We start from the raw sequence: 14,334 nt of genomic DNA, 5'->3' as shown, positions 1-14,334 counted from the left end.
ATTATGTTGATGATTAATATAGGTGGTGCACTGTTAATAGCCGCAATTATTTATTGGTTTTGGCTATACAAACCAGAGCAAACACAAAGTGATGACAACAAAGTAACGATAGTCGTTGATAACGGTGTTTATAAGCCAGGACACATTAAAGTGGCAGCCAACAAAGAGGTTGTACTTACCTTTGATAGAAAAGATGGCGCGCCGTGCGCCGAAACCGTGGTATTTCCACAGCTTGATATAAGTAAAACTCTGGCAATGGGTGATGGCAACACAGTTAAACTACCCGCGCTTGAAGCCGGTGAGTATGATTTTCATTGCCAAATGCAAATGTATAAGGGCAAGCTAGTTGCTCAGTAACCTGAACTAAGTAGGTGTTGGGGTCGTATAGTTGCCTTATAAAAGTTACGAGTAAGAGTCGCTATATTAAATGAATAAATTAAACCCTAAAAAATTATTGAATAGTAAATGGACCGCAACACCTTCTATAAATAAAGAAAAACACTTCATTATTGTTGAGGTGGAATTTGATGAAGATGGTAATGTAATTGAGTGTATTACCGAGGCTGTTATGTCAAAAAATCAATATCCAATTAGTTGGCGAGATTTAAAAGATAACCAAAAGTGGCTACAAGGGTGGAAGTAGTTTAAATCTACATAATTTACCTCACTCCAATAGCGGCACATTTGCAGATAGCTGGCACACGATGTAGGTTTGCTTAACTCAAGCGAACCTATATTTTACGGCGCATTAAGTTATGAACTCAATGCTATAACTTAGCTCATATATCACATTCTTTCTGAGTAATTCGCCATTTGGCAACAAAACAGTTAATTTCAAAATATCCTTCCAAAATTTTTATAATAAATCTCAAAAACAATGTAACTTACTGATTATGAATAAATTAATTATTTAATAGTCGCGAATAAATCCTATGTTACTTCCATGTTCATATTCAGTTTATTTTGAAGACTAACCCAAACGCGCCCCTCATTGGCTTTTTAACAAAAGTGTGTCTTTTTAATTAAACTTAACTAATTGATTTATATCGATTTATTGTTTTTAGTTAAATGACTGTTGCTAAATAGCAACAATAACACCTCCCCAAATTAAGCTTCTCTCGCTTTATATTGTTTAACTCATTGTTTTTAAATAATAAATAAAAAGTGGCACCGAAGTTGTAATACCTAGAGTGTATTAAGCAAAACGTGATGAAAGCCAAAGGCCTTAATCGCAACAACCCAATGAAGGAATACTATTATGAAAACATTTCAATCAACACTAGTACTAATGGCGCTAGCTTCTTCATCAGCGGCTTTTGCAGCAACAGATTTTGATACGCTAGACGTAGATGGTAATGGCGCAATCAGCCAAGCCGAAGCATCAGTAGATGCTGAGCTTTTAAGCAAATTTGAAGAACTCGATACAAACCAAGATGGTGAGCTATCTGAAGATGAGTTTTCTAAGGCCTAAAATTAAAGCCTTAATCAGTTAATGCTCTGTAATGTTATCTAAATTCTGAGTTGCCAAAGACAACCTAAGTAGGCAAGGGAGCCTACTAAAAAGAATAACCAGGAAGTGGCTAGAGAGCACTATAGAGCAAATTTATTTAGGACACCGCATACTTTTGAAGGATTAAATTATGAAAAAGCTACAATCAACATTTGTACTTATGGCTATTGTTTCTTCGTCAGTAGTATTTGCAAACACAGACTTTGAAACACTCGATGCAGACGACAACGCTTCAATTAGCCAAACTGAAGAATCGGCGCAAGTGATAGAGCAATTTGACGAGCTGAATGCTCAAAGTAGCGGTGGTCCGACAGAAAATGATTTTTTTGAATATTAATTTATAGACACTTTACTCCTAAAGGATCTTTGAAAAGGACTTCTTACCTCTAATCAGGTCACCCCTAATCAGGCTCAAAGCCTAAGGAAACGATTATGAAAACATTACACAAAACTCTAGCTCTTGTAGCCCTAGCTTCTTCTTCAGCGGCGTTTGCTGCGGTAGATTTTGATTCTTTTGATACAGATGGCGACGGCGTAATTAGTAAAACAGAAGCCCAAGTTAACTCGCAACTAGTACAGCTTTTTGATCAATTAGATGCAGATGGAAATGGCGAGTTATCTAAAGAAGAGTTTTCGAAGGTTCAGTAACAGGCTTTATATTTAAGTTAGTCGTAAAGCCTTACCAGTCATACTCAAAAAGCAGCTAAGTAATTAATACTTAGCTGCTTTTTTGTGCATTTAATTTAATATATTACTATTTAGTCACCAAAGTAGTGCAAAAGTTGAGTTTGAATATAATCAAGTTGCTGATTATTAAGTTATTTTATTGTTGGTTTTAAACTTGCAAATCTATTTATAACTTAGGTCAATGAGTATTTAAAATGGCGCGAATGAGTTATATCAGTAGTGTTGAGCGCTACCACGAATAATACACAGCTTACTTGAATCTATTTTGATGAGTATTGAGGATGGGTTAACTAAAGAGCGTGATACCCGCTACCTGATTAAGCAGTACCCATTTTTAGAATTACAATATTGTTTAAATGCAGAAGGTTTGCAGCAGGGTAATAATGTCTGCTTTAAACGGGCATATAGCAAAAAACTAGGTGAAAGTGGTAATCAACAAGATTTAAGCGAGCGACCCTATTTTTTGAACGCTAAAACAAGTGATAGGGTGTGCTTTACTGATCCCTACATTTCTATAGCGACTAACCATTTATGTATATCGGCGATTAAAGAACTAAAAAAACCAATTAATAATCAACATTACTTGGTCGTTGATGTGAGCTTAACGCAGCTTATTGAGTTTGTAATGGGTGATACTGCGCGCGCTAATATGTCGCCTTACTTTAAAGCGGGTTACGGTATTATTGTTGCGTGCTTATTTTGCTTAGTATTATTTTTACTGAATATCGTTTTTAATGATATATACGCGCTATTAACCCATGTAGATACCTCATCAGACCCACTTGAACCCTTTAGTATCATTATTTACATCACCCTAGCATTAGCAGTATTCGATTTAGGTAAAACAATACTCGAAGAAGAAATCCTTATGCATAAGGATATTTTTAGGCACTCATCTACGCGGCGCACTATTACACGGTTTATATCTACCGTGTTAATTGCTATATCAATTGAGGCGTTGTTAACTATGTTTAAAGCGGCGTTGGGGCAATCGGAGTATTTAATGCCTGCAATAGCGATGATGCTTGCAGTAGTGGGGCTTTTAATTGCACTAGCTATTTATGTTTATTTAGGAGCAAAGGCCGAAACGCTATTAATGCGGGCTCGTTTAAAACAAAAATCCTCCAAGTAGGAGGATTTTTATATTACATAACTATTAATAGTTATTTATTGTTTATCTTGCGCGCGTTTGGCTTTAAAGTCAGACTCGCTCGTCCACTTTGGCCAATCGCCATTGTTTGCAAGTTGAGTGGCTATATCAACAATAAGATCTATATCTTGCTTAACACCACCTAACGACCAATCAGCAGAGTAGTCGTCTGCTTCTTTATGGTACTTATGGGCAATGTACTCAGGATCGGTATCGCCCAGGCTCATAAATAATAAACTAGGCACGCCTTGCTTAGAAAGTGAGAAATGATCAGATCTAAAAAACAAGCCATTTTGCGGGCGAGGATCCATTTTAACAACACGGCCTTGTGATTTTGCAGCCTTTGCTAAATAGTTTTCCATTGTCGATAAATCTTTACCGTATTGTAAAATATAGTCAGTGCCATCAAGCACGTTCATGCCATCAATATTTAATAGACCGACCATTTGTTTTGTAGGTACAACCGCACCCGATGCAAATTCTTCAGAACCAATTAACCCCGTTTCTTCTGCTGTAAAGTTAGTAAAAATAATTGAGCGTTTAAATGGTTTTTGCTTGTTCATTTTGCTCATGATGCGTGCTATTTCAAGCGTGGCTGCAGTGCCTGAAGCGTTATCTACTGCGCCGTTATAAATCTTAGGGCCAGTATCAGTTTGTTTAGTACCAAAGTGGTCCCAGTGAGCGCTAATAACAACGTATTCGTCAGGTGATTCGCTACCTGTAATTTGTGCAACTACGTTATGCGATTTTGCATGAGATACTTCGTTTTTAAAGGCAAGGTTTGCTTTTAAGTTAAGTGGCGTTGCTTTAAAGTCATCATTTAATGCTGCTTGTTTTAAATCTTGATAGTTAAGCTTTGCGGCGTTAAACATTTTCTCAGTCGCATCAAGTGTTAGCCAGCCCATAACCGGTAATTTAGACGCGTTTAAATTGTTATCCATTAACGTGTATTTAGTGCCGGTGTTTGAACTTTCAACTACGCCCCAAGGGTATGCCGCAGGTGCTGTTTCATGAACAATAAATACAGCCTTTGCACCTTGGCGAGCGGCTTCTTCATATTTATAAGTCCAGCGACCGTAGTAGGTCATTGCATTGCCAGTAAAAAGGGCATCGTTTTGAGTAGTAAAGCCTGGATCGTTAACTAGCACAACTACTGTTTTACCCGTTACATCAATATTTTTATAGTCATTCCAGCTATATTCTGGCGCATTAATACCGTAGCCCGCAAATACAACGTCAGAGCTTCTTACATCAATTAATGGCTGAAGTTGCTCGGTACGTGCGGTAAAGTCTTTGCCTGATTCAAAGCTCAAATCACCTACCTTTAACTGCATGTCCTGATTAGCTGTCACCATTGCCATTTTTACAGGCTGTAAGTATTTACCTTTATAAGCACCGGTTAAACCCAGCGCTTTATATTGCTCGCTTAAGTAGCCTACTGTTTTCACTTCGCCATGAGTAAGCGGGCCTCGGCCTTGAAAGTCATCAGAGGCTAGCGTTTTAATATGCTGTTTAATATTGCTAAGGCTTACACCGGCTGTATTTTCTAATGGGGTTTGTTGGCTTGCAGGCTCTGAGCAGCCAAAGAGTGCAACTAGCAGGCTTAGGCTAGCGCTTTTTAAAAGAGTAGATGCCATAGTCTTCATATTGTTATTTAATTAGGCTTTCAATATAAAGGAAGCACCGCAGCGATGTCGAATTTTTATAGAGAACTTTTCATTCAATTGCAGATTGATTTGATAAGGTGTATAAATAACGAACAACCTAAGGGAGCACATAATGAGCCAATGTAAAAAAAGTGGGTATTTATTTATAGCTAGTGGCATTGCATTTTTTGCTGCTGCAATATTAGCTGAGCAGGAGACATTTTTTGTGCTGTCTGCTTCTTTTATAATATTGGGCACTATAAGTATAAAAAAAGCGGCTTAATAACCGCTTAGTTTTTTTAGCTAAATATAAAGCTTAAATACAATACTTGGCACTAAAAGCAAAAAACCAGCATTAGCTGGTTTTTTAGTATAAGTTGCAGTTAGCTTTATGCGTCTGCAAGCTTTACGCGGATCTTACTTTTATCAACAGTAGATTGGTTAAGTGCTTTAATGGCGCTTTTACTTTCTATGTCGTTTGGCATTTCTAAAAAGGCAAAGCCTTTAGATTGGCCAGTTTCTTTATCAAGTACCAAGTTGCAGGTAGTCACTTTACCGTGCTCTGCAAATAAAGTACGAAGCTCATGCTCAGTGGTAGCACGAGACAAGTTACGAACTAATAGTTTCATAATGAACCTAAATAATTATGTCAGTATTAATTATCTCAAGTAACTCAGCTTTAACCTAATTTTATTTTAAAACATATATAAATAAACGTTCTATAGGAATAATTGTTTGTATCACACTGAAAAAACATAGCTTTTATAATTTTAAATGGATTGTCATCAAATTGGTCATGTTAATTGGTAATTGAGTTGTGGTTATTTGCATAGTTAATTGGTAAGTTTATGTTTTATTAACTTACTATTAACTATAAAACTAACAATGCCTAAATATAATCTTAAACTGCGTAATGTAATTACAACCGCACTTCTATCTTGTTTAGTTGTTGGTTGTGGCAGCTCTGGCTCTGATTCTACGGTGCAAAATAATGAAGCGATTACTTTACAAACTCCTGCAATAATTGGTGGTAATAGCCGAGGCGAAGTTATTAGTGATAGTAATGATGCAATAACAGGCTCATTAACCATTACTGATCAACAATCCGGTGAGGCTGCTTTTATAGCACAAGAAAATAGCGCTACAAGCTATGGTTTTATTAGCTTAAATGCTGGTGGAGATTGGTCATACACACTTGATGATTTAAATGCTTCAATAACATCTTTAAGGGAAGATGAAACACTGCAAGACACAATAACAGTAAACTCTTTAGATGGTACTGGCGCACAAATTATCATAACAATTGTTGGTGCACCAATAACTCAAGCTGATGGCTTTGAGAGCATCTCGCACGTGTTATTGCAATCAGATGGCGTAGATTCGGGACTTGACGCATACACACTTATCGAAAATGCATTCGGCGAAGGGTCAATTGAATCTCCAGATTTATACGCTGGCAATCATGAAAGTGTTGTCCATATTATCGAAGATACTGATACGATAATTGGTAGCCATTTTGTATTTTTAGCCCACCGAGATGATGACCAAGATAAAGACAAAGGTGCAAGTGACAGGCAACGCAACGAAATAAAAACCTACGATAAATCACCGCAAGAAACACTGGCGTTTGAGGGGGAGACATTTCAATACAGCTGGAAATTTAAAGTAAGTAGCGAGCTTGAGCTTACGAGTAAGTTTAGCCATTTTTTTCAAATAAAAGCCCGTAACGAGCGTAACGACAACACCAATGGTAATGACGAACAGCCTATTATCACTCTCTCAGGTGCACAAAAAAACAGTACAGGCAATCAACTACAGGTTCGATATAGCGCAGGCTTTGACGAAAACGGTAACAGCACGGGTCTTGATAAAAACTTAATTGAAACCGACTGGTCTTTAATAACAGATGAATGGGTCGAGGTATTTGTACAAGCTACATTTAGTGAAAGTGGTAAGCTTGATATGACATTAACGCGCTTAAGCGACAACGCAGAGATATTTAATATAAGCGAGCAAAACATAGATATGTGGCGCGGCTTTAATGATGATGATTTTGCTCGTCCTAAGTGGGGAATATACCGCTCAATTGTTGAAACCGACAGCCTTCGAGTTGATGAAGAACGTGTTAGGTTTGCTGATTTTTCTATCACAAGAGGTAAGTTAGCGCAGTAAGCTATTTTATCAATTAGCATGAAAAAGCCGTTAATAATTATGCATTATTAACGGCTTTTTTAATTTTTTGAGAAAAGTGATTACTTCACTTCTTTACCCGCTGCTTGTTGATCAGCATGGTAGCTTGAACGCACAAACGGGCCAGAAGCCGCGTGAGTAAAGCCAATTTCGTCTGCATACGCTTTTAAGCCGTCAAACTCTACTGGTGGCACGTAGCGTTTAACCGGTAAGTGATGCTTAGATGGTTGTAGATATTGGCCTACAGTTAGCATGTCAACGTTGTGTGCACGTAAATCGCGAAGCACTTCTTCAATTTCGCTAATTTCTTCACCTAAACCTACCATTAAGCCTGATTTAGTTTTTACTTCTGGGTGAGCTTCTTTAAAGCGGCGAAGTAATTCTAATGACCATTTGTAGTCAGCACCTGGGCGAGCTAGTTTGTATAAACGTGGCGCAGTTTCAAGATTGTGGTTAAACACATCTGGTGGCGTCTCGATTAATATCTCTAGTGCGCGGTCCATACGACCACGAAAATCAGGTACTAAAATTTCGATAGTAATAGTTGGATTATGTTTACGAATCTCGCGAATACAATCGGCAAAATGCTGTGCACCACCATCACGTAAATCATCACGGTCAACTGAAGTGATTACAACGTAGCTTAGCTTCATATCTTTAATAGTAAGTGCTAGCTTTTCAGGTTCAGTGGCATCAGGTTTTAATGGGCGACCATGAGCAACATCACAAAATGGGCAACGACGAGTACAAATAGCACCTAAAATCATAAAGGTAGCTGTACCGTGGTTAAAACATTCAGATAGGTTAGGGCACGAAGCCTCTTCACATACCGAGTGTAAGCCATGCTTACGTAGCGCTTTTTTAATGCCGTCAATGCGATCGGTTGATTTAGGTAAGCGAATTTTTAACCATTCTGGCTTACGCAACATTTCAGTTTTTTCTGTAGGTAAAACTTTTACTGGGATCAACGCCATTTTTTCTGCGTCGCGTAGTTTTACACCTGGTTCCATTTTGACTGGTTTATTCATTCGTTTTCAAACCCTTCAGTATGCTTAACCTGTGTTGCATTAAGCTTCTTGATCATGTGTTTCACCAATCCTTCACCTGCACTTTCTAGGTTTTGAGGACCATCTAATTCTTTAGTTTGCACCATATTCATGCCCGCATAACCACATGGGTTAATGCGTAAAAATGGACTTAGGTCCATGTTAACATTTAATGCTAAGCCATGAAACGAGCAACCACGACGAACCCTTAACCCAAGGGATGCAATTTTGCTGTCGTTAACGTAAACACCGGGTGCATCAGCTTTAGCATAAGCTTCAATACCATACTCGGCGAGTGATTCAATAATGCACTCTTCAAGCCATGTAACCAATTCACGTACACCAATCTTTAAACGACGTAGATTAAATAATACATACATCATTTGCTGGCCAGGGCCGTGATAAGTTACTTGTCCGCCACGGTCAACTTTAATCACCTCAATGTCGCCAGGAGCTAGTAAGTGTTCGTCCTTACCAGCCTGACCTTGGGTGAATACACTCTCGTGCTCTACAAGCCAAATTTCATCTGGCGTATTTTCATCACGGGTGTCGGTAAAGTCCTGCATTTTTTGCCAAATTGGCATATAACGCTGACGACCCAGTTGGCGTACGATCAAAGTGTTTTCGTTCACAACAAATCCCAACTATGGCTTAAAGCATGTGGCGTACGTCATCAATATTGCTGATCACGTTGTAAATTTCTTCAATGTGTTTGCCACTAGTAACCGTTGCTACAAGGCTTACTGACTCGTAATTACCTTTGCTGCTTGGTTTTACTTTAGGGGCGTAATCGCCAGGTGCTATTGGTTGTAACTTAGCTAAAATTTGATCAGTTAAGTTTACATTAGCTAAACCCATTATTCTGAATGTAAATGGGCAAGGGTACTCTAGGTACTCATCAAATTTAGTATCTTTAACAGGTTGAACCACGACGGTGACTCCTCATACAAAAGTGTGAACTCTATGCAAGCTCGAAGCTTAATACAGATAGGCAATTAGCAATCTTGCTTATATGGGGCGCATTCTAACATTTTTCAAGCAAAAAAAAACGCCTCACAGTGGAGACGTTTAAATTAGTTACCCTAGTTAATAGGGGAGCTATAAATTACTGCATGATCTGTAAACGTAAGTAATCATAAATTTTGCTAAAGAAGCTGCCTTCTTCCACTTCTTCAAGTGTTACTAGTGGGTATTGAGCAATATCTTCGCCCTCTAGTTGTAAGAATAACGTACCTACTTTAGTACCTTTAGCAAGTGGTGCTTCAAGTGTGTTATCTAGCTCAAAGTTAGCTTTAAGGTTTTTATGCTGACCACGTGGGATAGTAATCGGTGTATCTTCTAAAATACCTAAAGATACATTTTCTTTGTTACCCATCCAAATACGTTGTTCTGCAAAGCTATCGCCTGCTTTGTACGGAGTAATTGTTTCATAAAAACGAAAACCATAGTTAAGTAGTTTTTTACTTTCTACTTTACGAGCTCGTTCGCTGGTAGTACCCATAACAACAGCAATTAAACGCATATCGTTTTTAGTTGCTGAGGTAACTAGGCTGTAGCCAGCTTCTGATGTATGACCAGTTTTAATACCGTCAACATCTAAGCTTTCGTCCCACAATAATGAGTTACGGTTATATTGCTTAATGCCGTTATAAGTAAACGATTTTTGCTTATAAAGTGCATATTCATCTGGCACATCACGAATAAGTGCAGCACCAAGTGTCGCCATATCGCGAGGCGTTGTGAAGTGCTCGTCAGTATCAAGGCCGTGGCTGTTGATAAAGTGGCTGTTGCTCATACCTAATTTAGCAGCGTGGGCATTCATTAAATCAGCAAATGCGCTTTCGCTTCCAGCAATATGCTCAGCCATTGCAACACATGCATCATTACCTGATTGGATAATAATACCGTGGTTAAGCTGATCAACACTAATTTGCTTACCTACTTCAATAAACATCTTTGAAGATTCTGGGAAGTTTTTAGCCCATGCTTTTTCGCTTACCGTTACCATATCGGTAGTGGCAATATTACCTGCTTTAATTTCAGTACCAATTACATAACTGGTCATCATTTTAGTTAAACTTGCAGGTGCTAGCTGTGTATCGGCTTCACCTTCAGCAATAACTTTACCTGTTGTAAAGTCGACTAAAAAATAACCTTTCGCATTAACTTGAGGTGGTGCCGGAATAATTTGGGCGCTGGCTGAAAATACGGCGGCTGTACAAACTAGGCCGCATACACCTTTGAGGATTTTATGTTTAATAGATTTCATCATACTCATTAATGGTTAAAGTTAAAGATTCGCGTTACGCCATTTTATACCCAAACCACCCCAAGATGCGAGCATCCTGGGGTAGTTTGGGTATTAGTCTTACTGAGTGTAAAGCAAGAACGCGTTTTGAAATTGATTTTGTTTTAATTTTTTTAATACTTCGTCTGCATGAGGGGTGTCTTTTATTGGCCCTAAATGCAGTCTGTAAATGTCGTCTTTTTGAACGATATTTGTTGGTAATTTGTATTGCTCTCGCAATGTGCTGGCAAGCGCTTCAATATTAGCAAGTGTACTACCTGCAGCTACCTGAATATAGGTTTGACGCGCAGTTGCGCCCGCAAGCGTAACGGCTTCTAGCTTAACCTTTGCTGTACCATGGGTGTAATAGCCAAGCTTATAAGCGGCTGCGTACGAAAGGTCAATTATTCTATCGTCATGAAACGGGCCCCGGTCGTTCACGCGTACGATTACCGATTTACCATTTGCTGTATTGGTTACTTTAACAAAGCTAGGTAGTGGCAGCGTTTTATGCGCTGCGGTCATGGCAAACATATCGTACGTTTCACCATTTGAGGTGTGATAACCATGAAACTTACGACCATACCAAGAGGCAATGCCTTCTTCACTAAAGCCTGTCTCATCAAGCATGGGCGAATAACTTTTACCAAGCACTGTATATGGGCGGCTAGCGCTGGCGCTTTTAGTTACTTCGGTAACTATCGCGTCTTGCATCTCAAGTGTAGTCGGGGCTCTAAGTGGTGCTGCATCATGGCGCATGCTATAACGGCTACTTGAGCCGCTACTACATGCACTTAAAAGCAAAATTAATAACGTGGTAAATATAAGCTGATTAGTGTGTCGCATTATTTTAAAAGCATCCTTTTATCTGTTGCGATTGACATAATAATGCCAAATCCTGCCATTAACGTCACCATCGATGTACCACCATAACTAATCAGTGGTAAAGGTACGCCTACAACAGGTAATAAACCCGATACCATGCCTATGTTTACAAATACGTACACAAAAAAGGTGAGGGTGAGTGCGCCTGCGAGCAATTTACCAAATGCATCTTGTGCATTAACAGCAATGTATAAACCACGGCCAATAATAAATAAATAGAGACTAAGTAAAACACATACGCCAAATAAACCAAATTCTTCGCTTAAAACCGAAAATATAAAGTCGGTGTGGCGCTCTGGCAAAAATTCTAATTGCGATTGCGTACCAAGCAGCCAGCCTTTACCTTCTATACCGCCTGAGCCAATAGCAATTTTAGATTGAATAATATGATAACCCGAACCGAGCGGATCGCTCTCAGGGTCTAAAAAGGTGAGTACACGCTGCTTTTGATAATCGTGCATACCGTAGTGCCAAAATGGCCATGCGGCAAGCGCTACTATAGAGCTTAAAAAGCCGATTAAACGCCAACTTAATCCAGACAAAAACAAAACAAATATACCTGAACTTGCAATAAGTATAGCGGTACCTAAATCGGGTTGTTCTTTAATTAATAATGTAGGGAGCATTACAATCATAAAGCCAATAATTAAGTGCATTGGCCGAGGAGGTAAGTGATTACGCCCTATATACCAAGCTACCATCATAGGGACTGCCAGCTTCATTAATTCTGCAGGTTGAAACCGTGTCACCCCTAAATCGAGCCATCGCTGTGCGCCTTTTGAGCTTACGCCAAATAAAAGTACACCCACTAGCATTAATAAACCAACGCAATAAAGTGGGATCACTAAACGCTTTAATGTGGCAGGCGAAAACTGGGCCAAAACAACCATAGCAACAACCGCACCGCCCATACGAGTCATGTGCCTAATCATCATTGAAGAGTCTTGGCCGCTTGCGCTGTAAACAACCATTATGCTACCAGCCATCATTATGAGTAATGCAATAAGCAGTGGTAGGTCTAGATGCATACGCATCCAAATAGAGCGTTTATCGTGCAAAGCGGTCATGGTGTATCGTTCCTTGCAAGATTAACTGGATTAGCTGCAAAGTAGTAATCCATAAGTTGGCGAGCAATTTGAATACCGCCGTGGTTGTTTTCTAATACAACAGAAACCACAATTTTAGGATCGTTGTAAGGTGCAAACCCTACGTAAATTGTGTTGTCACGCTGGCGCTCTTTAAGCGATTCTGCATCGTAGCGTTCACCTTGGGCAATACTAACTACCTGTGCAGTACCCGTTTTACCAGCCGAGTCGTAGTTAGTGCCTTTAAATGCTTTGTGCGCTGTGCCTGATATTTTTTGAACTGTATTATGCATTGCATCTAACGATACCTGCCAATGGCGTGGATCTTTTAAAATAACAGGGGGTTTTTCTTCGTTGTTAATTTGCGTTATGTCGCTATCTTTTTTTATTACTTGCACCAAATGAGGTGGATGATTAATACCACGATTAACTAATATGTTAGTCGCATTTGCAATTTGAATTGGTGTAGCAGTCCAGTAACCTTGACCAATACCTACCGAAATAGTATCACCACGCCACCAAGACTCTTTAAAGCGTCCTTCTTTCCATTCTTTTGAAGGTAGAATAGCAGTAGTTTCTTCATGAATATCAATACCTGACAAATCGCCGTAGCCAAAACGGGCCATAAAATCACTGATTTTAGTAATGCCTAATCGATAAGCCGCATCGTAAAAATAGGTATCGCACGACTCTTCAATCGCCTTGTATACATCCACATGACCATGGCCCCAACGTTTCCAATCTCGCCATTTGTGTTCAACATTTGGAATTTGAAAAAAACCAGGATCCCACATTGATGTTGATTCATTTACTATATTTTCTTCAAGCGCTAATACAGCCATTAAGGGCTTTACCGTAGAGGCAGGCGCATAACGACCTTGCGTAGTACGGTTTATTAGCGGACGGTCTTGGTTAAGTAACGCTTTATAATTTTTGCTGCTAATGCCGTGTACAAATAAATTTGGGTCATAACTTGGGTTTGAATAAAGTGCCAGCACGCCACCATCTTTTGCATCCATAACTACAACAGCGCCACGCATATCTTTAAGCCCATGCTGTGCAATTTGTTGCAAGCCAATGTCTAAGGTAAGTACTAAATCGCTACCAGGTTGTGGCTGGGTCATGCTTAGAGTGCGAATTACACGGCCACGGTTATTAACTTCTACCCGTTGTGAGCCCACTTTACCGTGCAATGTCTCTTCATAGTATTTTTCTAATCCGAGCTTGCCAATATCATATGTAGCACGGTAATTGGTTGCACGATCTTCTTGTTCTAATTGGTTTAGCTCTTTTCTATTAAGCTTGGCAACATATCCAAGCGCATGCGTTAGCGTGTCGCCAAATGGGTAGTAGCGAGCCAGACGTGCCTCAATACTAAAACCAGGGAATTTATGTTGATTAACCGAAAATTTCGCCACTTCTGTTTCGTCTAAGCGGGCTTTTAATACTTGTGATTTAAAACGACGGGTGTGTTTTATATCTTTTAAAAAGTCTTGTTTATCTTGCTCTGTAATCGCAATTATTTTACTTATTTGATCAAGCGATTCGTCAAGGTCATCTACCTCTTCGGGGATGACTTCAAGGTTGTAAACAGGTTTGTTTTCAGCAAGTAGCACACCGTTACGGTCGTAAATTAAACCACGGTTGGGTGCAATAGGAATAACTTTAATGCGGTTATCGTTGGAGCGGGTTTGGTAGTCTTGGTGATCTTCTACCTGAATAGTATAAAGATTAGAAAGTAATACAGCGACTAATCCTAATACAAAAACAAAACCCACGAATGCTCGCCTAGCAAATAAGTTTGCTTCTGCGGAGTGGTCACGAATAGTGGGTCTATGTTTTAGCATG

The 14,334-nt window shown here is 39.2% G+C and carries 16 protein-coding genes and 1 pseudogene; 8 read left to right on the top strand and 9 right to left on the bottom strand.

Translation table 11 applies throughout. The features are described from left to right. Window positions 1-3 precede the first annotated feature (3 nt). The 6 genes and pseudogenes from I6F42_RS12705 (at window position 4) to I6F42_RS12680 (ending at window position 3,329) form a co-directional block, all read left to right on the top strand. On the top strand, window positions 4-357 hold the full coding sequence (locus tag I6F42_RS12705) for a cupredoxin domain-containing protein (RefSeq protein ID WP_024593887.1): 354 nt from the start codon (window positions 4-6) through the stop codon (window positions 355-357). 70 nt (window positions 358-427) lie between these two features. Then, window positions 428-643: a TIGR02450 family Trp-rich protein gene (locus I6F42_RS12700; protein WP_007585532.1), complete on the top strand. Its 216-nt coding sequence runs from the start codon at window positions 428-430 to the stop codon at window positions 641-643. A gap of 615 nt (window positions 644-1,258) precedes the next feature. Continuing rightward, a complete protein-coding gene (locus I6F42_RS12695) occupies window positions 1,259-1,471 on the top strand; it encodes a calmodulin (RefSeq protein WP_007585535.1) in 213 nt (70 codons plus the stop codon). A gap of 169 nt (window positions 1,472-1,640) precedes the next feature. Next, window positions 1,641-1,847, top strand: coding sequence for a calmodulin (locus I6F42_RS12690; protein WP_197112269.1), 207 nt, complete (start codon window positions 1,641-1,643; stop codon window positions 1,845-1,847). Window positions 1,848-1,942: 95 nt separating this feature from the next. Further along, window positions 1,943-2,158: an EF-hand domain-containing protein gene (locus I6F42_RS12685; protein ID WP_002958509.1), complete on the top strand. Its 216-nt coding sequence runs from the start codon at window positions 1,943-1,945 to the stop codon at window positions 2,156-2,158. 233 nt (window positions 2,159-2,391) lie between these two features. Continuing rightward, window positions 2,392-3,329 (top strand): annotated as a pseudogene (locus tag I6F42_RS12680) (PDC sensor domain-containing protein). Window positions 3,330-3,364: 35 nt separating this feature from the next. Here I6F42_RS12680 and I6F42_RS12675 read toward each other — a convergent pair. Beyond that, window positions 3,365-4,984 (bottom strand): M28 family metallopeptidase, encoded by a 1,620-nt coding sequence (locus I6F42_RS12675; protein ID WP_197152355.1) that lies wholly within the window; start codon window positions 4,982-4,984, stop codon window positions 3,365-3,367. A gap of 142 nt (window positions 4,985-5,126) precedes the next feature. On the opposite strand from I6F42_RS12675, the gene I6F42_RS12670 reads away from it, so the two are divergent. Next, window positions 5,127-5,276, top strand: a complete 150-nt coding sequence (locus tag I6F42_RS12670; protein WP_007585545.1) for a hypothetical protein — start codon at window positions 5,127-5,129, stop codon at window positions 5,274-5,276. 106 nt (window positions 5,277-5,382) lie between these two features. On the opposite strand, the gene I6F42_RS12665 is transcribed toward I6F42_RS12670, so the two are convergent. Further along, window positions 5,383-5,622: an RNA-binding protein gene (locus tag I6F42_RS12665; protein ID WP_007585551.1), complete on the bottom strand. Its 240-nt coding sequence runs from the start codon at window positions 5,620-5,622 to the stop codon at window positions 5,383-5,385. A gap of 256 nt (window positions 5,623-5,878) precedes the next feature. Here I6F42_RS12665 and I6F42_RS12660 point away from each other — a divergent pair, with 256 nt between their 5' ends. Continuing rightward, on the top strand, window positions 5,879-7,165 hold the full coding sequence (locus tag I6F42_RS12660; RefSeq protein WP_197152354.1) for a VCBS domain-containing protein: 1,287 nt from the start codon (window positions 5,879-5,881) through the stop codon (window positions 7,163-7,165). An 80-nt stretch (window positions 7,166-7,245) separates the two neighbouring features. Here the strand turns inward: I6F42_RS12660 and lipA are convergent, their stop codons facing one another. From lipA to mrdA, 7 genes are all read right to left on the bottom strand, one after another. Next, complete coding sequence (gene lipA / locus I6F42_RS12655) at window positions 7,246-8,211, bottom strand: lipoyl synthase (protein ID WP_002958515.1); 966 nt, start codon at window positions 8,209-8,211, stop codon at window positions 7,246-7,248. Beyond that, complete coding sequence (lipB, locus tag I6F42_RS12650) at window positions 8,208-8,861, bottom strand: lipoyl(octanoyl) transferase LipB (protein ID WP_010554695.1); 654 nt, start codon at window positions 8,859-8,861, stop codon at window positions 8,208-8,210. Before lipB ends, lipA begins: the two co-directional genes overlap by 4 nt. Window positions 8,862-8,880: 19 nt before the next feature. Then, a complete protein-coding gene (gene ybeD / locus I6F42_RS12645) occupies window positions 8,881-9,159 on the bottom strand; it encodes a DUF493 family protein YbeD (protein ID WP_002958517.1) in 279 nt (92 codons plus the stop codon). Window positions 9,160-9,334: 175 nt separating this feature from the next. Continuing rightward, window positions 9,335-10,498, bottom strand: coding sequence for a serine hydrolase (locus tag I6F42_RS12640; protein WP_010554697.1), 1,164 nt, complete (start codon window positions 10,496-10,498; stop codon window positions 9,335-9,337). A 99-nt stretch (window positions 10,499-10,597) separates the two neighbouring features. Then, window positions 10,598-11,362: a septal ring lytic transglycosylase RlpA family protein gene (locus I6F42_RS12635; protein ID WP_010554698.1), complete on the bottom strand. Its 765-nt coding sequence runs from the start codon at window positions 11,360-11,362 to the stop codon at window positions 10,598-10,600. Next, complete coding sequence (gene rodA / locus I6F42_RS12630) at window positions 11,362-12,468, bottom strand: rod shape-determining protein RodA (RefSeq protein ID WP_007585558.1); 1,107 nt, start codon at window positions 12,466-12,468, stop codon at window positions 11,362-11,364. The genes I6F42_RS12635 and rodA overlap by 1 nt, the downstream gene beginning before the upstream one ends. After that, window positions 12,465-14,333, bottom strand: a complete 1,869-nt coding sequence (gene mrdA / locus I6F42_RS12625) for a penicillin-binding protein 2 (RefSeq protein ID WP_033012431.1) — start codon at window positions 14,331-14,333, stop codon at window positions 12,465-12,467. Before mrdA ends, rodA begins: the two co-directional genes overlap by 4 nt. Between the last annotated feature and the right edge of the window lies 1 nt (window position 14,334).

Source organism: Pseudoalteromonas sp. SWYJZ12 (assembly GCF_015864395.1).
Taxonomy (GTDB): Bacteria; Pseudomonadota; Gammaproteobacteria; order Enterobacterales; family Alteromonadaceae; genus Pseudoalteromonas; species Pseudoalteromonas arctica.
This window is presented reverse-complemented; position numbering and strand designations above follow the sequence as displayed.